17 protein-coding genes and 2 pseudogenes are annotated in these 21,360 nt (G+C 54.9%); 8 read left to right on the top strand and 11 right to left on the bottom strand.

Annotation, left to right across the window (positions count from 1 at the left end):
* Positions 1-79 precede the first annotated feature (79 nt).
* The 5 genes from ACSZO1_RS09885 (at position 80) to ACSZO1_RS09865 (ending at position 4,200) form a co-directional block, all read left to right on the top strand.
* Complete coding sequence (locus tag ACSZO1_RS09885) at positions 80-337, top strand: helix-turn-helix domain-containing protein (RefSeq protein WP_437612010.1); 258 nt, start codon at positions 80-82, stop codon at positions 335-337.
* A gap of 284 nt (positions 338-621) precedes the next feature.
* Positions 622-1,407 carry a hypothetical protein gene (locus ACSZO1_RS09880; RefSeq protein WP_437612008.1) on the top strand — a complete coding sequence of 262 codons (786 nt, stop codon included), beginning with the start codon at positions 622-624 and terminating at the stop codon, positions 1,405-1,407.
* Positions 1,408-1,428: 21 nt separating this feature from the next.
* A complete protein-coding gene (locus tag ACSZO1_RS09875) occupies positions 1,429-2,385 on the top strand; it encodes a baseplate J/gp47 family protein (protein ID WP_437612006.1) in 957 nt (318 codons plus the stop codon).
* Between the two features lie 100 nt (positions 2,386-2,485).
* Positions 2,486-3,055 carry a YmfQ family protein gene (locus tag ACSZO1_RS09870; protein WP_437612004.1) on the top strand — a complete coding sequence of 190 codons (570 nt, stop codon included), beginning with the start codon at positions 2,486-2,488 and terminating at the stop codon, positions 3,053-3,055.
* Complete coding sequence (locus tag ACSZO1_RS09865) at positions 3,055-4,200, top strand: hypothetical protein (RefSeq protein ID WP_437612002.1); 1,146 nt, start codon at positions 3,055-3,057, stop codon at positions 4,198-4,200. The genes ACSZO1_RS09870 and ACSZO1_RS09865 overlap by 1 nt, the downstream gene beginning before the upstream one ends.
* 331 nt (positions 4,201-4,531) lie before the next feature.
* Here the strand turns inward: ACSZO1_RS09865 and ACSZO1_RS09860 are convergent.
* A pseudogene (locus ACSZO1_RS09860) lies at positions 4,532-5,209 on the bottom strand (LysR family transcriptional regulator); the annotation flags it as partial.
* A gap of 98 nt (positions 5,210-5,307) precedes the next feature.
* On the opposite strand from ACSZO1_RS09860, the gene ACSZO1_RS09855 reads away from it, so the two are divergent.
* Positions 5,308-6,177 (top strand): aldo/keto reductase family oxidoreductase, encoded by an 870-nt coding sequence (locus ACSZO1_RS09855; protein ID WP_437612000.1) that lies wholly within the window; start codon positions 5,308-5,310, stop codon positions 6,175-6,177.
* A 103-nt stretch (positions 6,178-6,280) separates the two neighbouring features.
* On the opposite strand, the gene cutC is transcribed toward ACSZO1_RS09855, so the two are convergent.
* Complete coding sequence (cutC, locus tag ACSZO1_RS09850) at positions 6,281-7,033, bottom strand: copper homeostasis protein CutC (RefSeq protein WP_437611998.1); 753 nt, start codon at positions 7,031-7,033, stop codon at positions 6,281-6,283.
* Positions 7,034-7,119: 86 nt separating this feature from the next.
* Between cutC and ACSZO1_RS09845 the strand changes: the two genes are divergently transcribed.
* The gene (locus ACSZO1_RS09845) at positions 7,120-8,265 is read left to right on the top strand and encodes a MalY/PatB family protein (RefSeq protein ID WP_437611996.1); all 1,146 of its coding nucleotides are present in this window, start codon (positions 7,120-7,122) and stop codon (positions 8,263-8,265) included.
* Here the strand turns inward: ACSZO1_RS09845 and ACSZO1_RS09840 are convergent.
* Complete coding sequence (locus ACSZO1_RS09840; RefSeq protein WP_437611994.1) at positions 8,262-8,828, bottom strand: VOC family protein; 567 nt, start codon at positions 8,826-8,828, stop codon at positions 8,262-8,264. The two genes, ACSZO1_RS09845 and ACSZO1_RS09840, sit on opposite strands and share 4 nt — an antisense overlap.
* Positions 8,829-9,466: 638 nt before the next feature.
* On the opposite strand from ACSZO1_RS09840, the gene argS reads away from it, so the two are divergent.
* Entirely contained in the window at positions 9,467-11,197 is a 1,731-nt protein-coding gene (gene argS, locus ACSZO1_RS09835; protein ID WP_437611991.1) for an arginine--tRNA ligase, read from the top strand.
* A gap of 206 nt (positions 11,198-11,403) precedes the next feature.
* Here argS and flhA read toward each other — a convergent pair whose 3' ends face one another.
* The 8 genes and pseudogenes from flhA to ACSZO1_RS09795 all read right to left on the bottom strand — a co-directional run bounded on the left by flhA (position 11,404) and on the right by ACSZO1_RS09795 (position 21,172).
* Positions 11,404-13,488 carry a flagellar biosynthesis protein FlhA gene (gene flhA, locus ACSZO1_RS09830; RefSeq protein WP_437611989.1) on the bottom strand — a complete coding sequence of 695 codons (2,085 nt, stop codon included), beginning with the start codon at positions 13,486-13,488 and terminating at the stop codon, positions 11,404-11,406.
* Entirely contained in the window at positions 13,481-14,632 is a 1,152-nt protein-coding gene (gene flhB / locus ACSZO1_RS09825) for a flagellar biosynthesis protein FlhB (RefSeq protein WP_437611987.1), read from the bottom strand. Before flhB ends, flhA begins: the two co-directional genes overlap by 8 nt.
* 182 nt (positions 14,633-14,814) lie before the next feature.
* Entirely contained in the window at positions 14,815-15,456 is a 642-nt protein-coding gene (gene cheZ, locus ACSZO1_RS09820; protein WP_437611986.1) for a protein phosphatase CheZ, read from the bottom strand.
* Positions 15,457-15,465: 9 nt separating this feature from the next.
* Complete coding sequence (gene cheY, locus ACSZO1_RS09815) at positions 15,466-15,855, bottom strand: chemotaxis response regulator CheY (RefSeq protein ID WP_437611984.1); 390 nt, start codon at positions 15,853-15,855, stop codon at positions 15,466-15,468.
* Between the two features lie 41 nt (positions 15,856-15,896).
* Positions 15,897-16,946 carry a protein-glutamate methylesterase/protein-glutamine glutaminase gene (locus tag ACSZO1_RS09810; RefSeq protein WP_437611982.1) on the bottom strand — a complete coding sequence of 350 codons (1,050 nt, stop codon included), beginning with the start codon at positions 16,944-16,946 and terminating at the stop codon, positions 15,897-15,899.
* The gene (gene cheR, locus ACSZO1_RS09805; RefSeq protein ID WP_437611980.1) at positions 16,946-17,818 is read right to left on the bottom strand and encodes a protein-glutamate O-methyltransferase CheR; all 873 of its coding nucleotides are present in this window, start codon (positions 17,816-17,818) and stop codon (positions 16,946-16,948) included. Before cheR ends, ACSZO1_RS09810 begins: the two co-directional genes overlap by 1 nt.
* A 25-nt stretch (positions 17,819-17,843) precedes the next feature.
* Positions 17,844-19,460, bottom strand: a pseudogene (locus tag ACSZO1_RS09800) (methyl-accepting chemotaxis protein).
* Positions 19,461-19,510: 50 nt separating this feature from the next.
* A complete protein-coding gene (locus tag ACSZO1_RS09795) occupies positions 19,511-21,172 on the bottom strand; it encodes a methyl-accepting chemotaxis protein (RefSeq protein ID WP_437611978.1) in 1,662 nt (553 codons plus the stop codon).
* Between the last annotated feature and the right edge of the window lie 188 nt (positions 21,173-21,360).

Raw genomic sequence — 21,360 nt, 5'->3', positions numbered from 1 at the left:
GGAACCACTAAATGCTTGCGCTGCTCCTTTTAGTGATCAATGCTTTTCCTACAGTGAGTAACACAGGTGAGTTATTACTATGTACAACGCGTTAGAGTCTCAGAAATGCACCACAAATGGAACCATTAAATCAGATTGGCATCGTGCTGATGTGATCGCTGCCCTCAAAAAGAAAGGTGTCTCATTGGCTGCTCTTTCTCGCGGAGTTGGTCTTAATTCGCGAACACTGAACAATGCTCTTGAACGTCGCTATCCGAAAGGTGAGCGAATCATTGCCGCAGCCATTGGTGTTGAACCCAGCGAGATCTGGCCTAGCAGATATGCAGGGGTGCAATGATGTGGTCAACCGTTAATGAACTGGCTGGTTGTGCTGGGCTGCCAGCCACAGAGCGCGGATGCCGTAAGTATTTAGATAACTTGGACACAAAGTTTCCAGGCGTCCGCCGTAAACGTGAAGGAACAAAAGCCTATGAATATCAAGTCGATTTTCTTCCAGCGACAGCTCAGGAAGAAGTAAAGCGCCGCTTTTATTCGCAGGTTATCCAAGTGAAGAGTCAGGGCAGCGTCAGCCCGGTGGCCACAAAAGTAAATACGGTTAAGAGCAGAGAGAACCTTGAGCTTATGCGCCAATGTCCTTCGTTGCTTGAAAAAGAGATCTCTTCTCTGACCGAGAAACAAAAGCAGATAGCTGATGCCCGTGCGGCACTGGCCATGGAAGCCGAGCGCCTGCGCGATGCGGGTATGTCCCGCACCGCTGCAGTGAAGTTTATTGCTGAATCATCACGCAATGGCACGCTGCCGGAGCACCTGAGAGGCCTGGCTGAAATTGCTAACGCCCGCAAAGGGTCAACCCGCAGCGGTGTTGGTGAGCGAAGCCTGCAGGAGTGGCTGAGCATTTTTCAGACCACCCGCCCGGGTGTTGAGCGCCTGGCTATGCTGGCGCCGGGCTATCTCAAAGCCAAAAAGCCAGAGCAGATTAAGTGGCTCCCTGATTTTCTGGCGCACTGGCGCAGCCGTAAAGGCCCGTGTCTGCGCGAGGCTTACCGGGATTTTCAGGCCGAGTGGTCACAGGTATATGCAGACCAGCCTGCGATGATTGCCGCGTGTCCCTCTTATGACGCGGTACGCTGGGCCATGGACAAACTGCCTAAGCGCGAGAAAGCCCGTGGCCGTGTCAGTGGTTCTGCCGCGCTGGTTTATGAGTGCTTCCAGAAACGTGACTGGTCACAGATGCCCGTTAACGGCTGCTGGATTGCTGACGGTAAGTCACTCGAAATGAAGGTGGCGCACCCTGACCATGGCTGGCCGGGCAAAATCCGTCAGCGTCGAAGCATCTTCCCTGCGCAAAGGCTGGCTCCTGCTGTTAGTTACAGTGATTCAGGCAGACGGCTCAAGAGTGACGTTTAAACAACCAGTGAGTGTTGCATAATGCCATTTACCGTTCCTGCCTTCGACAAAATTCGCAGCGATATTCTTCGTGATATTCAGAATCTTAATACAGATGCGGATGTTACTGAGGACAGCGACAATTATATCCGTGCCACCTCGGTTGCCAGCGTGGCGACGGGACTTTATCAGCATCAGGCGTGGATTATCCGACAGATTTTCCCTGACACCGCCGACACTGAGTTTCTGGTGTGGCATGCGCGCGTTCGCGGCCTCTACCGCAAATCCGCCACCACGGCCAGCGGCACCATTACGGTGACCGGGGAGCCGGGAGCCACAGCAGAGGCAGGCTATATCATTACGCGCGGATCACTCTCATGGACAACAACGGCAGCGGTCACCATTGGTGCTGACAGCACGGGCACCGTGGCCGCACAGTATTCATCAGCGGGCACCGGAGGCAATTCAGCAGCGGCGGTAACAGGGACATTTTCGTCCGTCCCCACGGGCTTTGACAGCACTGTTACGGTTGGGGTTATGGCAGGCGGCACGGACGAAGAAACCGATGCGTCGCTGCTTGAACGCCTGCTGGATGTGATTCGCCGCCCGCCTGCAGGCGGGAATAAATACGATTACCGCCGCTGGGCGCTGGCAGTGGATGGCGTCACCGCCGCTTATGTCTACCCGCTCCGGCGCGGTTTGGGCACCGTGGATGTGGTTATCACCTCTGCTGGCGGTATGCCCTCAGACGAAATTATTGCCGCATGCCAGTCCTATATTGATGACCAGCGCCCGGTGACAGCAAAAGACACAATGGTGCTGGCTCCGACGTTCCTGTATGTCGATATTGACGCTGCTATCAGCGTCGAAGGTATTACATTTGAGGCGGGACAGGCGACGACTATTGCTGACCTGACCGCCTTTATTAATGCTCTGGAACCGGGTGATGCGTTTATCAAATCACAGGCTGAGGGGTCATCACAAATATTACGGGCGTGAATGACCGTGCTGTTACGGCTCCGGCAGGCAATATCGTGCCATCTGTTAATGGAAATAGTGTTGAATGGATTCGCAGTGGAACTATCACGGTGACGCAGTTATGAGTTACCGCGACCTGCTTGCCTCACTTCTCCCGCCCGTGGCATACAGCCCGGAGCAGTCCGTGCTCAACGCCGAGCTGACTGCAGAAGGAGAGGTATTCAGGCTTGCAGAATACAGCTCTGAGAATGTACTCGGGGCTGTCACACCCTTTACCGCCGGGGCGTTGTTATCGGATTGGGAGCGCATCCTTGAGCTGACGCCGGGGGATGGTGACGCCTATCAGCAGCGGCTTGAAGCCGTACTGATAAAGCTCGCCGAAACAGGCGGTCTGAGCCGGGCCTATTTCATCCGGCTTGCCGCGACGGCGGGCTACACCATCACTATCGATGAATTTGAACCCTTCCGCGCTGGCGTATCCATGGCGGGCGATATTGTTTACGTTGAGGAAATCATCTGGGTATGGGCGGTCAACGTCAAATCCAGCGTCTCAGTGTACTATTTCCGGGCCGGGGCATCGCTGCCAGGTGAGCGCCTGACAACCTTTGGCGACAAGGTTCTTGAATCGATATTTGAGAATCTTAAACCAGCACACACCTATTGCTATTTTACCTACGAGGAGGAGGCCTGATGCAGTCTCTGATGCCCCCAATTGACAGTTCAGATAACCTTTTTCACAATGGCAACCCCCTGACCGGGGAAAAGGGAACCATAGTCACGGCTGGATGGCTTAACGATACTCAGTCTGCTATTCGGTCTGTTCAGAGCGAAATAATCTCGGTGATTGAAGCAGCCGGAATGACTGTCAATGCTGAGGAATCCGACCAGTTGTTGTCAGCGCTCAACCAGATTTTTAAGCTCGGGGACAAGCAGGATAAAAATGACAACCTGACCGCCTTTTCCGGGCTTGCCGGCTCAGCAGACAAACTGGCATATTTCACTGCAGCCAAAACACTTAATCTTGCCACACTGACATCAGCAGGACGCAGCCTAATAAGCCAGGCGAACTCTGCTGCAATGCTGGGGTATCTTGGTCTTGGAAGTGGCCTTACCGGAGTTTCAGGCGCGGCACGAAATGCATCAATGATTATCACTGCAGCCTCAGCGACAGCAACATTTAACGCCGATGAGCTGATAGTGGAAACTTCAGCGGGCATTCAGTATCGCCTCAGCGCATTCAGTAAAAGTGTCAATCTTGCCACAACAGGTGCCGGAGGTATGGATACCGGCTCCGTTCCTGCCAGTGGTTTTGTCGGCCTTTATGCCATCTATAACCCGACCAGTGGCACATCAGCTTTGCTTGCAGTCAATGGCTCAGCGCAGCTTAGTGAAATCTACACCGGTGCAAATATGCCTGCGGGTTATACAGCATCTGCGCTGCTGACTGTCGTCCCGGTCGCTTCCAGCCAGTTCAAAATCTGTGTAGTCCAGGGGCGTAATGTCTATATGCAGCCTGTGACAATGATTTCAACGACATCTACGGTGACAAACTCTCAGATGTCGATTACAGGGGCTGCACCACTTAACGCATCTGTACTGGACGGAATTATTTCCTTGTCCAGCACTGCTGCAGGGACCACGTCTGTAACTTTATCGCCAAGCAGCACCCTGATAGGGCCTCGACAATACGCTTCTTATTCTCAGGCCAACACGGGTGCGCTGTGTCCATTTAGTTCAATTGTTGTGGCTACGAAAGGTGTTCTATATCTTTCAACATCAAATGCGACATCAGGTACTGCCACTTACATCGTCACATGCACGGGGTACACAATATGAAGTATGTTCAGATTATCGATGATGTTGTTGTCTCTGAGTTTTCCTGTCCCCAGGATGAGAAAGCATGGCCGGGTGCTCAGACAGTTGAAGATGATGACGAAAGATATATTAAGTATGTTGAGAAGTTGTCTTCGATCGCAAATGTAATCGTTACAGACTCTGATTCTTAACTTTGCCAGCTACTCTGAGCTGGTGCATTACTACAAATCAATCATGACACCATAAATCACAAGGCGTTTTATTCTGCATAGTGCATATCTGCCCGCGAGGCGGATTGATTTCAGTGCAGAATAAATCGCGTTTGTGTGCGAAAAAATTCGCCGCGCTACACGACGCTGACCACCAGCGGCCCCTGCACCTGCACACGCACCACTTCACCTTCGCGTTCAAATTCCCATTCCGGGATCACGCCGGATGCATAGCGCCCGCGCAGACAACGGTGCTGCAGCAGTTCCGAGGGATGCTGTGGCCGTCCATACTGGTCAAGATAGGCAGGCGCGGCAGCCACCGCAGCACGCTGCCGGCGCGGTCCAATCGGCAACGCCACCATGTCCTGCTCCAGACACTCATCATAACGTATACCGGCATCACAACCATCACGGAAAACATCCTGCACATTACTTTCCGCCACCACTTCCAGCTGAATATCCGGGTAACGTTGCAGGAACGCCGGCACGATGGCGGGCAAAACCAGCCGTGCCGCACTGACCGGCACATTCAGCCGCAGCGTACCGGTCGGGGTATCGCGATAGCGATTCACAGCATCCAGCGCCGCTTCCACTTCGCCCATCGCCGGCATCAGTCGTTCCATCAGCGCCCTGCCGACTTCAGTCAGCACCACCGTGCGGGTCGTACGGTGAAATAAGCGTACACCGAGCTGCTGCTCTGCACGCCGTACCGCATCGCTGATACGTGAAGGATTACTGCCAGTGACGCGTGCCGCTTCGCGAAAACCTCCTGCTTTCGCCACCGCCACCACCGCATGAAGCAGTGCGATATCCAGTTGCATTGTCCGCCACCCCGTACAGTCTGTCGCTATCTGACCGGATAGTTGCACAGCCCGATAGCCAATACAATGATCAGGTTACTCACTTCTGGAGGTGCACCATGTCACACGCTACGTTCACGTATTCTCTCGGTGGTCGCGAGGTTAATCGTCTCGGTTATGGCGCAATGCAGCTGGCAGGACCTGGCGTCTTCGGCCCACACGCTGATGAGGCGCGTTGTATGCAGGTTCTGCGCGATGCCGTCCAGCTCGGCGTGCGCCATATTGATACCAGCGACTTCTATGGCCCGCACGTGACCAACCTGTTGGTTAAAAAGGCACTGCATCCGTATGCCAGCGATCTCACACTCGTCACCAAAGTCGGGGCAAAGCGCGACAACCAGGGCAACTGGCTGCCCGCCTTCAGTGCCGAAGAGCTGACCCAGGCAGTAGAAGATAACCTGCGCCACCTGGGGCTGGAAGTGCTGGACGTGGTCAATCTGCGCAGTATGTTTGATGTCCACCAGCCCGCAGAAGGTTCACTGGCGGAACCGCTGCAGGCGCTGGTTCGGTTGCAGGAACGCGGGCTGATTCGTCATATTGGTCTGAGTAATGTCACTGCGCAGCAGGTCGCCGATGCGCAGCAGATCTCCCCCATCGCCTGCGTACAGAATCTGTATAACCTGGCAAATCGTCAGGATGATGCGCTGATTGAGCAGCTGGCAGCACAGGGGATCGCGTATGTGCCGTTTTTCCCGCTGGGCGGCTTTTCACCGCTACAGTCCGCGGAACTGAGCGAGGTGGCGCAATCGCTTAATGCCACACCAATGCAGGTGGCGCTCGCCTGGCTGTTGCAGCGCTCACCTAACATCATGCTGATCCCGGGCACCTCGTCGCCACAGCATCTGCGGGAGAATATGGCCAGTGCAGAACTGACACTACCTGCGACAGCGCTGGAGAAGCTGAACCGGATTGGTGTGGTACAGTCGTAGCGGGTAGCAGAAAGAAAAAAGCCCCATCAAGTCGATGGGGCCTGGTACTTGCAAACATCACGTCCTGCTAGTGGCGTGCTGCGCGGCAAAATCGGTGGTGCGCTCAGGCGACGTGTACAGCGTTCATGGTAATAATTCCCTTCATTGCTTCGACGACATCGCCGTCGACACAATAACGGCTAAACTCATCTGTTTCCGCATCAGAGCACATTGAAACACCCGCTTTGCGGTAGCGCATCGGTGACGCCACCAGGCGACTGGCCGAGCTGTGCAGCTCTTTAATGCCAGCGTCGAGAAACTTTTGCAGGTTACTTAAACGGACACCTGCACCTGCCATAATCATTGGACCTTCACTACTGTCAGTTAGTTCCCTTAATAATGCCAGCCCGCTCTCCGCACTTTGCTGTTGCCCTGATGTCAGAATGCGCGCGACACCGAGTTCGGTCAACTCCCGCAAGGCGCGTTTCGGACTATGACACAGGTCAAACGCGCGGTGAAACGTCACCGCCATATCGCCACACAGCGTCATAATCTGGCGCATTTTAACCATATCAATATGCGCATCTTCATCCAGCATGCCAATCACGACGCCGGGAAAACCCAGCTCGCGGATCATCGCCACATCCGATTTCATTGCCGCAAATTCAGTGGCTGAATAACAAAAATCGCCGCCACGCGGACGCACAATCGGATGCACCGGGATCATCACCTGCTCCCGCGCCAGTCGCAGGCTGCCCGCAGAGGGTGTCAGTCCTCCCTCTTTTGGCGCGGCACACAGCTCAATACGATCGGCTCCGGCATATTCGGCCGCTAACGCACAATCCACTCCGTAGCAGCATATTTCCAATTTAGTCATCACATCCTCCTGTTTAATGACTGCTGGCTGGTTATCCGATTCTCAGTTAGGCTGTTTTTGCAGTTATTGTAACGGGAACCGTAATCATGGCATTCAATTTTGATCAATGGATAGACCGGCGTCACAGCGATAGTGTTAAGTGGCACAAATATGGCGACCGCGATGTGCTGCCACTGTGGGTGGCCGATACCGATTTCCGCTCACCGGACTGCATTATTTCCGCGCTGCAACAACGGGTGGAACACGGTGTTTTTGGTTACGGTGACGAAGCGCCGACAGAGCTAATCGACACTGTTATTCAGCGCTTCGCCAGCCGTTACGGCTGGCAGGTAGAGCCTGACTGGCTAGTGTTTCTGCCCGGCATTGTCAGTGGTCTGAACCTCTGTGTCCGCGCCTTTACCGGCGAGGGTGAAGGCACCATTGCCCCTACCCCCATTTACCCGCCTTTCCGCCAGTCCGCGCGGCTGGCGCAGCGCCCGCAACTGAACCTGCCATTGCGTCTGCAACAGGGCCGCTGGGTAATGGAAATAAGTGACACCGAACAACCACTGACGGGCCGGGAAAAACTGCTGATGCTGTGCAACCCGCAAAACCCGGGCGGCACGGTGTATCGCCGTGCTGAGCTGGAAGCCCAGCTGGCGTTTGCCCGGCGCCAAGATTTAATTGTCTGCTCTGATGAGATCCACTGTGATTTGATTCTCGAACCCGGCCTGCAACATATTCCGTTTGCCACTCTGAGTGAAGACGCCGCACAGCGCTCCATTACCCTGATGTCGCCTTCCAAGAGCTTTAACATTGCCGGGCTGGGCGCATCGCTGGCGATCATTCCCAACCCGGCACTGCGCCAGCGCTTTAAGCAGGTACGCAGAGGAATTGTGCCGCATGTTGATATCCTGGCGCTGGTCGCCGCCAACGCCGCCTGGCGCGACGGCCAGCCGTGGCTGGACGCGCAGCTGGACTATCTGCGTGAGAACCGCGACCAGCTGGTTGCCCGGGTCAATGCGATTGAGGGTCTGGCGATGGTGGCGCCGGAAGGCAGCTACCTCGGCTGGATCGATGTGCATCAGCTTCAGCTTGCCGACCCGGCGCAGTGGTTCGAGCAGCACGGCCTGGGCTTTTCACCCGGACGCGATTTTGGCGATAACGGCTTCGTTCGCTGCAACTTTGGCTGTACGCGCGCCACACTGCAGGAAGCGCTGACGCGTCTGGAACAGGCCGTCAGTTCGCGTTAACCCGCCTGCTCGCTGGCGACAATCTCCTTCAGGCTCCAGGGATGGAACTTGATGGTGATTTTACCGTCGCTCACTGCCAGTGTCGGATTAGGCAGTCGCTCCCCTTCCCCCTGCGGCGAGCTGGATTTAATCGCGATATGCGGCTGCGACAGCCCGTCGTCGGACAGTAACGCCAGCGCCCGCGCAGCCAGCGTGCTTTCATCACCGCGCAACACCACTTCCACATGTTCCCAGCCTTCATGGCGATACAGTTTATTGCCAGGCCACGGCAGTTCAACCACGCTGATCTGCGCGCCACCGAGCTGTAGCGGCTGCGCCAGTTCAAACAGGCAAATCGGACGACCATTAATCATCTTGTCAGAAAACAGCGTTCCCGCCTGCATCAGTCCCTGCTTCCAGCGCTCGGCAGTGGTGTTCTGGTGGCAGCGCAGAGAGATATGATCGATCTCCAGTGTCGCCAGTGATAATCCCAGCGTGTCAGCCAGCGCGGCAATCTCTTGCTCAAAGCGTGCCAGATCATCAACAAGATCATTTAATTCTTTTACCGATTTCCAGGACAACACAAGTTTTCCTCTTTTTTAAGTAGTTTTTATTACTGGTTACCATCCGCAATGATCATTTTCCGCGACCACCGCAAACCTGAAAAGATCAATTTTCTGTAAATTTTTCTGATTAATCTGGTTAATTTGCAGAAATAACATCCAGTTTTCAGCGGTTCAGTACCAGGAAAAAGAATAACAAGCAGCATTTAACCATCTGTTTTAATTTAAATTAATTTACACAACCAGGAAATTCCTAATTATTTTCAAGCCAATTGCGAGCGGATAACCTTTCTTATAAATTTGTCACACCATCACAGAGGAAATCACACTATGTCTATGTTAATTTCCGCCGCACTATTAATTGTGCTGATGGGCTTTGCAATTAATCGCCATGTAAAGGTGCAAAACGACAAAACGGTAAGCAATCCCTGGCGCCATCTCCGTCGACGTTAATCTCTGCCAATTTCAGGGGGAAACATCTGCAGCAATGTTTCCACCCGACTCCAGCTGCTGACGGCCTGTAACAAATACAGTATACTTTTCCCCTTCAATTTTCCGCGACGCCATTGTACAGCATCCCGAGCAGCTGTCAGGCGGCGCGAAGACGTGGCTCGCGCTGTTACCCAGGCGAGCCTTTTCAGCTTATTTAAGGTAACCCGGTGAATATTCAGGCTCTTCTTGCAGAAAAAGTCAGTCAGGCGTTGATCGCCGCAGGCGCTCCAGCAGATTGCGAACCACAGGTTCGTCAGTCGGCGAAAGCTCAGTTTGGTGATTATCAGGCTAACGGCATCATGTCGGTGGCGAAAAAACTGGGCCAGCAGCCACGACAACTGGCAGAGCAAGTGCTGCAGCATCTCGACCTGAATGGCATCGCCAGCAAAGTGGAGATCGCCGGCCCGGGCTTTATCAATATTTTCCTCGATGGCCAGTGGCTGGCACAGCAGGTTGAGCAGGCGCTCAGCGCCCCGCGCCTCGGTGTTAGCGCTGTCGCACCACAAACCGTGGTGATCGACTACTCAGCGCCTAACGTGGCGAAAGAGATGCATGTCGGCCATGTGCGTTCCACGATTATCGGCGATGCGATGGCGCGCACGCTGGAGTTTCTCGGCCATAACGTGATTCGCGCCAACCACGTTGGCGACTGGGGCACCCAGTTCGGCATGCTGATCGCTTACCTTGAGAAGCAGCAGAACGAACATCACGATGATATCGCGCTGTCTGACCTCGAAGCGTTCTACCGTGAAGCGAAGAAAACCTACGACGAAGATGAAGTCTTTGCCGAGCGCGCACGCGGTTACGTGGTGAAACTGCAGGGTGGCGATGAGTATTGCCGCACCATGTGGAAGAAGCTGGTCGATATCACCATGACGCAGAACCAGAAAGTCTATGACCGCCTGAATGTCACCCTGACGCGTAAAGATGTGATGGGTGAAAGCCTGTACAACGATATGCTGCCGGGCATCGTTGCCGACCTGAAAGCGAAAGGTCTGGCGGTCGAAAGCGAAGGCGCCACCGTGGTATTCCTTGATGAGTTTAAAAACAAGGAAGGCGAACCGATGGGCGTTATCATCCAGAAAAAGGATGGCGGCTATCTCTACACCACCACGGATATCGCCTGCGCGAAATACCGTTATGAAACCCTGCATGCCGACCGCGTGCTGTACTTTATCGATTCACGCCAGCACCAGCATCTGATGCAGGCATGGACCATCGTGCGCAAAGCGGGCTATGTGCCGGAATCCGTACCGCTGGAACACCATATGTTTGGCATGATGCTGGGCAAAGATGGCCGTCCGTTCAAAACCCGTGCTGGCGGTACGATCAAGCTGTCCGATCTGCTGGATGAAGCGGTTGAACGCGCCACCAGACTGGTGACGGAGAAGAATCCGGAGATGCCAGCCGATGAACTGCAGGCACTGGCACATAACGTCGGTATCGGCGCAGTGAAATACGCTGACCTGTCGAAAAGCCGCACCACCGATTACATCTTCGACTGGGACAACATGCTGGCCTTCGAAGGCAATACCGCGCCATACATGCAGTATGCCTACACCCGCGTGCTGTCCGTGTTCCGTAAAGCGGGTATTGAGTTATCCGGCGTGACCGGTAACGTTATTATCAGTGAAGAACGCGAAGCCGCGCTGGCAACACGTCTGCTACAGTTTGAAGAGACGATTGGTCTGGTCGCGCGTGATGGCACGCCACATGTGATGTGTGCGTATCTGTACGATCTGGCAGGGCTGTTCTCTGGTTTCTACGAGCATTGCCCGATTCTGTCAGCGGACGATGAAGCGACGCGCAACAGCCGTCTGCAGCTGGCACTGCTGACCGCGAAAACGCTGAAACAAGGCCTGGATACGCTGGGTATTGCGACAGTCGAAAGGATGTAAGGCAGGTAAACCTTAGCCTGATGTGGCTCATTTCTCCTTTCCCCACGAGTGGGTGAAGGAGAAGTATGGGGGTGCTGCGGACACGGCACTCAAACTGCTGAGTCGGTTGCTCCCCCTCCCCAGCCCTCCCCCATTTTATGGAGGAGGGAGCAGACCTCCCTCCAGCTTAGCATCCAGCCAGGTCACAGGGAGAAGAGATTAAAGCATCACACCCCGCCAATGGTCGCCGTCATACGAATCTGACGATTTTCCGACAGCTCGAAATTAGACAACACAATCAGCTGTGGCAGATTGCGGCGCAGGAAACGCGCCAGTAATGCCCGCAGCGGATGGTTCACCAGCAACACCGGCGGCGCGCCCATCTCTTCCTGACGCTGCAGGGCCTGTTGCGCCTGTCCCAGCAGACGATCCGCCAGTCCCGGCTCCAGGCCACCGCCACCCTGCAGTGCCTGCAGCAGCAGACGCTCCAGCGAGGTTTCCAGACCAATAACCTGCACTTCACCGTTACCCGGGAACCACTGCTGAGTAATGGCACGGCCGAGCGCCACGCGCACCACCGAGGTCAGTTCATTGGCATCAGTCTGTACCGGCGCATGCTCTGCCAGCGTTTCAACAATGGTGCGCATATCACGAATCGACACTTTCTCCGCCAGCAGATTCTGCAACACTTTATGCAGCGTGGTCAGCGTCACGACACCGGGTACCAGGTCTTCCGTCAGCTTCGGCATCTCCTGGGTTACACGATCCAGCAGCTGCTGCGCTTCCTGACGGCCAAACAGCTCGCTGGCGTACTGACCAATCAGGTGGTTAAGGTGTGTGGCAACCACGGTACTGGCTTCCACCACGGTGAAGCCCTGAATCTGCGCCTGCTCTTTCAGCGCGCTGTCAATCCAGATGGCTTTCAGACCAAAGGCAGGATCGACCGTCTGTTCACCAGGCAGTGTGCCAACGGCAGTACCTGGGTTAATCGCCATCCAGCGCCCTGGGTAAGCATCACCGCTGCCAATTTCCACCCCTTTCATCAGGATACGGTAACGCGCAGGCGGCAGCTCCATATTGTCGCGAATATGCACCACCGGCGGCAGGAAGCCGACATCCTGAGCAAACTTCTTACGAATACTGCGGATACGTCCCAGCAACTCGCCATCCTGTTGCATATCCACCATCGGGATCAGGCGATAGCCCACTTCCATGCCCAGAGAATCTTCCAGCTGCACGTCGGTCCACGACGCTTCCACCGCCGCGGGGGTCTCTTTCGGCTTCATCATTGCCGACGGTGTCGCAGATTTCGGTTTCATCTCTTTGCCACGCATATACCAGGCGAGAGCAAGCAGTGCCGCGGTAAACAGCAGGAACACCAGGTTTGGCATGCCCGGCACCAGGCCCAGCAGCCCCAGTACACCCGCACTCAGCATCATCACGCGCGGGTTGTTGAACAGCTGGGTCACCATCTGTTCGCCAACGTCCTGCTCGGTCGCCACGCGGGTCACAATGACACCCGCTGCGGTGGAGATCACCAGCGCCGGGATCTGTGCCACCAGACCATCACCAATGGTCAGCAGGGTGTAGGTTTCCGCCGCATGACCCACGGCCATATCGTGCTGCAACACACCGACCATCAGGCCGCCGATAACGTTGATCACCATGATCATAATGCCGGCGATGGCATCACCGCGCACGAACTTACTCGCACCGTCCATCGAACCGTAGAAGTCTGCTTCCTGGGTCACTTCGGCACGACGTTTCTTGGCTTCATCTTCGCCAATCAGACCGGCGTTGAGGTCGGCGTCGATCGCCATCTGTTTGCCGGGCATCCCGTCGAGGACAAAACGCGCACCTACTTCCGCAATACGCCCGGCCCCCTTAGTGATAACCATAAAGTTGATAATCACCAGGATAATAAACACCACGATACCGATGGCGAAGTTACCGCCGACCAGGAAGTGGCCGAAGGCTTCCACCACCTGCCCTGCCGCCGCTGCACCGGTATGCCCTTCCATCAGGATAATACGGGTAGAGGCAACGTTCAGCGCCAGACGGAGTAAGGTAGAGAACAGCAGAATGGTCGGGAATGCGGCAAACTCCAGCGTGCGCTGGGTGAACATCGCCACCAGCAGCACCATAATCGACAGCGCGATATTGAAGGTGAACAGCAGGTCCAGAATAAATGGCGGTAATGGCAGAACCATCATCGACAGAATCAGCAGGATCAGTACCGGTCCTGCCAGTACCTGCCACTGCGTGTCTTTGAAGTTGCCCGGTAACCGTAATAAGGAGGCCAGATTAGCCATCAGTTTTCTTCTCTCCAGCAAAGTCCAGTGCTTCCGGCACCGGCAAACGTTCAGGTTTCTTCGGCTTCAAACCGCCCTCGATTTTCCAGCGCCGCAGTTGCCATACCCAGGCAAGCACTTCCGCCACCGCGGCATACAGCGCGCCGGGGATATGCTGCCCAATCTCGGTATGACGATACAGCGCACGCGCCAGCGGCGGCGCTTCGAGAATCGGGATGCGGTTTTCATTACCAATTTCACGGATGCGCAACGCAATCTCGCCCGCCCCTTTCGCCAGCACTTTTGGCGCACTCATTTTCTTGTCGTCGTACTGCAACGCGACAGAGTAGTGGGTCGGGTTGGTGACAATGACATCGGCTTTCGGCACATCCGCCATCATGCGACGACGCGCCGCGGCGCGCATCTGCTGACGAATACGGTTCTTAACGTGCGGGTCGCCTTCGTTTTCTTTATATTCGTCACGGATTTCCTGCCGTGACATACGTAAATTTTTGAAGTAGCTGTACAGCTGCCAGAAGACGTCAAACCCCACCATCGGGATCAGCCCCAGCAGGACCAGTATGGCGCACATGGCAATCATATTCAGGCCATGTGCCAGTGCGGTGACCGGCGATTCGGTAATCAGACGCAGCATCTCTGGCCATTTGCTCCACAGATACCAGCCTGCGACGCAACCGACCAGCACCGCTTTCAGTACCGCTTTCAGCAGCTCGGCCCAGGCCTGCGCACTGACCATGCGCTTCAGCCCTTTCAGTGGGTTCATCTTGCCGAAGTCAAATTTCAGTGACTTACCGCTCAGCACAATACCGCCGAGCATCATCGGCGCAGCAATCGCCACAATCACCAGCCCCATCATCAGGGGCAGTACTGCCCATACTGCAGCCCCCAGCAGGGCGCTGATATGACGCACAATGCGTTTGTCATCGCTGACCATGCCATGGTCAAAATTGAGCCCGGACGCCACCATGGCGGATAACTGGTGCGCCATCGATTCACCGCCCATCCAGAGGATCATCACGCCCGCCAGCAGCATCAGCAAAGAGGTTAACTCGCGCGAACGCGGGATCTGCCCCTCATCTCGTGCTTTTTGCAATCGGTGGGCTGTGGCGGATTCTGTTTTTTCCTCATCGCTGTCTTGAGACACGGCAACTTACCCTGCACGCGGAATTTCAGACATTAGCATGCCAAAATCGCGTCGGGCTGATAGCGGGAGAAGAGAAAGAAAATAGCGGTTATTTTGCGGATGGAAGGAAAGAACACCGGAAACGCCATATCGCGTTCCCGGTGAGGATTCGTGCGGGAGCGGCGCGAACACCGCTCCTGAGCTTAGAACCCGAGGCTATCCAGCAGATCGTCAACCTGGTCCTGGTTCGCGACCACACCCGGTGCATCGCTATGAATTTGTGGACCATTCAGCAGGCTGGCGCTGTCTTTCTTAGGATGACGCTGATCTTCAGGAATGTTGTCGATCAGCACCATCAGCAGCTGGCGTTCAATTTCCTGCACCACGTCCATCATGCGCTTGATCACCTGACCGGTCAGATCCTGGAAATCCTGCGCCATCATAATTTCCAACAATTGTGAGTTGGTAAATGACGTGTGGGTCGGCACCTCTGCCAGATAACTGCGGGTATCCGAAACCAGTGAACGGGCATCAGTCAGTTCGATAGGATTTTCAAACCACTCATCCCAGCGTCCTTTCAGTGCTTTTGCACCGTTCTCTAACTCCGTCTGGCGCGGCTGTGAAGCCTCCACACAGTTAAGGGCACGTTCTGCCGCCTGCCCGGTCATCTGCACTACATAGTCAAGACGATCACGGGCATCCGGAATCGCTTCTGCTGCTTCAGCAATTGCTTTATCGAGGCCAAGCTCGCGCAGACTGTCACGCAGCATGCGCGTCAGTGAGCCAATCTGCGTGATAATATCCTGAGAAGGCGCGGTATTAGTTGGTTTCGGAAGTTCGCTCATCACGTCCCCTTACATACCCAGTTTTTCGAAGATTTTACCTAACTTCTCTTCAAGGGTTGCAGCTGTAAATGGTTTCACTACATAGCCGCTGGCACCCGCCTGCGCGGCAGCAACAATGTTCTCTTTCTTGGCTTCTGCCGTTACCATCAGAACAGGTAACTTCGACATCGCACCATCAGCACGAATAGTCTTCAGCAGTTCCAGACCGTCCATATTCGGCATGTTCCAGTCGGAAATGACGAAATCGAAACCGCCCGCCTTCAGTTTATTCAGTGCATCTGCACCGTCTTCCGCTTCTTCAACGTTGTTGAATCCGAGCTCTTTCAGCAAGTTGCGCACAATACGACGCATCGTATTGAAGTCGTCAACCACTAAAAAGCGCATGTTTTTATCTGCCATACCTACTCCTGTGTTATCTCGACCCGCGGGACGGGCTTTCGTTAAATACGTAATGCCTGTCCGGCGCTAATTTTGGCCAGCATATGCTGGCTGATTTGGTGGAGAGCCACCACTTCACTGGCACCACCGCATGCAATTGCTTCACGCGGCATACCGAAAACCACACAACTTGCTTCGTCCTGCGCAATCGTCCAGGCGCCCGCCTGGTGCATTGTTTTTAATCCCGCGGCACCGTCGTTGCCCATGCCGGTCAGGATCACTCCCACGGCATTGCGCCCCGCGTACTGTGCAACGGAATTGAATAACACATCCACGGATGGCTTATGACGGTTAACCGGCGGCGCATCAGTGATCTTCACCTGATAGTTTGCGCCGCTGCGCGTCAGTTCCATATGCATAGCGCCGGGTGCGATATACGCATGGCCTGGCAAAATACGTTCACCATCCTCGGCCTCTTTCACGGTAATCTGACACAGTTTGTTCAGACGCTCGGCGAAAGAGCGGGTAAAGCCGGGTGGCATATGCTGCGTAATCAATAGCGCCGGACTGGTAGCCGGCAATGGCTGCAGCACATGACGAATCGCCTCAGTTCCCCCGGTTGATGCGCCGATGGCGATCAACTTTTCACTACTGAGCAGCGGGCCAGCTTTTAACATCACTGGCGGAGCGTCGCTGGTACGGACATGCAGTTTCGCGCGTGCCGCTGCACGCACTTTATCGGCAATCATCTGGCTGTACGCCAGCATACCTTCGCGAATCCCCAGCTGAGGTTTGGTGACAAAGTCAACCGCCCCCAGCTCCAGCGCGCGTAACGTCACTTCTGAGCCTTTGCCGGTCAGGGATGATACCATGACCACAGGCATCGGACGCAGGCGCATCAGCTTCTCAAGGAAATCGAGGCCATCCATCCGCGGCATTTCCACGTCCAGCGTGAGCACCTGCGGATTGTATTGCTTAATTAAATCGCGTGCTGCCAGTGGGTCGGGTGCCGTCGCCAACATTTCCATATCCGGATGACTGTTAATGATCTCCGTCATTAACTGTCGCATCAGCGCTGAGTCATCAACGCACATGACTTTGATTTTACTCATTATCTTTCCTTAGTCAGCCCATAGACCGTCTGCCCACGCAGATAGAACTCTTTGCTAATCTGGCTGAAGTTTTCAGAGTGACCCGCAAATAACAAACCTCCTGGTTTCAGCAGCGGGACAAAACGCCGCAGGATCTTCTCTTGTGTTTCTTTATCGAAATAGATCATTACATTACGGCAGAAAATCACATCAAACGGACCAGGCAATGCCCACTCCGGCGCCAGCAGGTTCAGCTGGGCATAGGTTACGCTACTGGCCAGATCCGAGCGCACACGCACCATGCCGGTGTGCGGACCCGTGCCGCGCAGGAAGAAACGCTGCAGCTGCTGTGGCGATAACGTGCGCAGCTCTTCCTGGCGATAAATCCCTGACTGTGCCTTCTCCAGCACCTGAGTATCGATATCTGTTGCATGCACCTGAAACTTACCCGGCCCCGCTCCCAGCGTTTCCGCCAGGGTCATGGCGATCGAATACGGCTCTTCGCCGGTTGACGCCGCGGTACTCCAGACATTAAAGCTGCCATTGCGCTTCTTCGCCTGCTCCGCCAGGATCGGGAAGTGGTGCGCCTCACGGAAAAAGGCCGTCAGGTTGGTGGTCAGCGCGTTAATAAACGCCTGCCACTCTGCGCTGTTGGGATCATGTTCCAGCAGCGCCAGATAACGACCGAAGTCATCAATATTCAGCGTCCGCAGACGCCGTACCAGGCGGTTATAAACCATCTCTCGCTTATGATCGGCGAGGACGATGCCAGCCCGCTGGTAAATTAACTGGCTGATACGCTTAAAGTGCGTATCGGATAACGGCAGACGCTGCACCATTTGAGTCAGCAATGTGGCGTTATCGGGCGGTGCCTGCAACGTCGATTTTTTCATCTAAGACCACCGGACAAAAGGCTGATTAAGGGGTTAATAAGGTGTCACTTTCCCGCGTTGCCACACGGGTGAGCCTGAAAGCCGTGGCAACTTCACCAGCATCGAACGTGAAACGTGCGACGGCCTGGGTAAGATGCTCCGACTGAGCTTCAAGCGCCTCGGTGGCGGCTGCCGCTTCCTCTACCAGCGCGGCGTTCTGTTGCGTGACCTGATCCATCTGGCTGACCGCGAGAGCGACCTGTTCGATGCCACGACGTTGTTCATCGGACGCCGACGCAATTTCCCCCATAATGTCGTTTACACGCGTCACTGACTGAACAATCTCGTCCATGGTTTCCCCGGCAGACGCGACCAGCGTCGACCCCTAGTCTACCCGGTTGACGGACTCTTCAATCAATACTTTGATTTCTTTGGCGGCCTGCGCGCTGCGCTGCGCCAGACTGCGCACTTCACCGGCGACCACGGCGAAACCGCGCCCCTGCTCACCGGCTCGCGCGGCTTCCACCGCGGCGTTCAGCGCCAGAATATTGGTCTGGAAGGCAATGCCGTCAATCACGCTGGTGATATCACCGATCTTGCGTGAACTGGTGGCAATCTCATGCATGGTCGCCACCACGTTATTAGTTAACGTACCGCCTTTATGTGCCGTGGTTGATGCTTCACGCGCCAGCTGCGAAGCCTGACGGGCATTCTCGGCATTGCCGGTTACCGTCGCGGTCAGCTGCTCCATACTGGCGGCAGTCTGCGCCAGTGAGGCCGCCTGCTCTTCGGTACGGGAAGATAAATCGTTGTTGCCCGATGCGATTTCACGAATCCCCACCTGCATGCTCTGCGAACCATAGCGCACCTGCACCACGGTATCCGCCAGCCTGTTCTGCATCTCTTTCAGATCGTTAAACAGCTGACCAATTTCGTTGCTGCCGCCTTCATCAATGGTGCCGCCGAGGTTGCCAGAGGCGATGCGGTCGAAATGGCGACGCATACGCGCCAGTGGCGAAATCAGAGCCTGTCTGCTCCACCACATCGCGCTGGCGGTGACCAGCAGCGACAGCAGCACGGCGCAGATAAAAATCCACTTCGACTGGCTGTAGAAACCGGAGCTCTGATCTTTCGCATGCGCCAGGATGCCGTCGATATGCGCCATCATGTCGTTATACTTTGCCAGGAAATCATCCTGATATTTCTGCGTCGGTGAATCGAGAAACGCCTGCACGTTGCCCTCTTTCAACCAAGCAATCAGACGCGCCAGCTCCTGTTGATAGTTCTCTGAACTGGTCTTCATGGCAGTAATCAGTTGCTGCTCTTCCGCGCTGGTAGCCGGAATAGCGAGAAAACGCTGGAAGCTCTTGTTCGCGGCGTCCAGATCCTGCTGTGCGCTGCTCATCAGGCCCAGTACTTTGTCACGCGGTGCCTGCATCACCGCACGCGTACCGGCACGGCTGGTGGTGATACGGGTGCTCAGCAGAGATGCCCAGCTTTCGCTGAGTGCATCACGCTGCTGGCTGCTGGTTTCAACCTGATGCAGGTTATTCACATCCAGACGAAAAGAGTTAAATGACAAACCGCTGCTGACGATCTGCATCAGACAGAATGTCGCCAGGATAAAAATCAATGCTGCTGAAACGCGAATACGGCTTAACATTTAACGCCTCCCGGTGTGCCGCCCAATCTGGGCGTCAGAAAGTGGTTCAATCAGAATGTTTCCCAGTTGCTGTCATCCTTCGCGCTGGCCTTAACGAACACGCTGGCAGGGGCAGCAATCATTGCGGGTTTATTTGCTGTAATATTGTTAACGGCGCGATTCGGAATTTCTTTACGAATTCTGAATACCGCCACAGCCTGAGACAGTCGGCTGGCCTGTGATTCCAGCGCGGCTGCGGCACTGGCAGACTCTTCCACCAGCGAGGCGTTCTGTTGCGTCACGCGATCCATTTCCGTTACCGCCTGGCCCACCTGGTCGATACCGCGGCTCTGCTCATCAGAAGCCGAAGCGATTTCGCCCATGATATCGGTCACGCGGGTTACCGCGCCGACGATGTCATTCATGGTTGAACCTGCGGTTTCCACCAGTGCAGAACCGGTATTCACCCGGCTTACCGAGTCTTCAATCAGGCTCTTAATCTCTTTCGCGGCGTTGGCACTGCGCTGCGCCAGGCTGCGGACTTCACCGGCGACCACGGCAAAACCACGGCCCTGCTCACCGGCACGGGCCGCTTCAACCGCGGCGTTCAGTGCCAGAATGTTGGTCTGGAACGCAATGCCGTCGATCACACTGATAATGTCAGCGATTTTCTTCGAGCTGCCGGCGATTTCAGACATGGTTTTCACCACGCCATCAACAACATGACCGCCTTTCTGCGCAGTTTCTGACGCGTTCAGCGCCAGCTGTGACGCCTGGCGGGCGTTTTCGGCGTTCTGTTTCACCGTCGCGGTCAGCTGTTCCATACTGGCAGCAGTCTGTTCCAGCGAAGCGGCCTGCTCTTCGGTACGGGCAGAGAGATCGTTGTTACCGGCAGAGATTTCGCTGGCGCCGGTGAAGATGGCGTCAGAACCGTCACGCACATCACTCACGGTACGCACCAGTTCCTGTTGCATATGCTGGACGCTGGAGAGCAGCTGACCGATTTCGTTCTGGCTTTCCACGTGAATGCGCTGGGTTAAATCACCCGCCGCGATATGCTTGATATGACCGATAGCGGACTGCAATGGCTGAATAAGAATACGTTGCAGACCAAACCAGCACAGCACGATAACAAACAGTACCAGTACCATCACGCTGCCGAGGATCCACATCATCTGCGCGTAGGCCGCTTCGTTTTCTTTCGCACCTTCAGCTGTCAGTTTCGCCTGGGCTTCACGCCACTCGCGATAAGCTGCCTGCATATCATTTTGTTTCTGCTCGATATTCAGACCAAACATCTCTTTTAGTTGATTATTAGTCATCATCTCCAGCATCTGCTGCAAGTTACTGCTGTAAATCGCGTAATTCTCTTCCAGTTTTTTCGTCAGGTTCTCATCCAGACCTGGAGTATTTGGCAGCGCTTTATACTGGGCATAAAACTTATTTGACTCTTCCAGCTGCTTTTTACCCAGCTGATACAACGCCGCCAGCGATGACGTGTCGTTAGTCTGCATACGCAGCATGCCACGGTTGGCGATGGTACGGGTCTGGCCCAGACCAATCCACGCATCCGTCAGGGTGGCGACGTTCTGGCTGGAGGTCTGCGCCACGGAAAAGTTATTTTTGTCATTATTTAATGCACTGAAGAACAGTCCACCGGAGACTAACTGCAGGGCACCAAAAATCACCAGCACCAGAATTAAACTGGTGACTACTTTGATACGTTTAAACATATTTACCCTTGGTATATAAATGTGACAGGTGAATGAACAAAATGATTATCGGAATCGCGATGATATTTCTGTATAGGTCTGGAATAAATTAATTAAAGAAAGTAACTACCTGGCGGATTCAAGTTCGAAGTGCAACGCTAAGCCGCCTGTCTTCACTCTGCAAAGACCACTGAAGGCTGCCGGAACCC

Origin of the sequence: Erwinia sp. V71 (assembly GCF_965644245.1) — a bacterium.
In the GTDB taxonomy this organism is placed as follows: Bacteria; Pseudomonadota; Gammaproteobacteria; order Enterobacterales; family Enterobacteriaceae; genus Erwinia.
The sequence above is the reverse complement of the archived record's forward strand: the minus strand, read 5'-3'. Positions and strand labels throughout refer to the sequence as shown.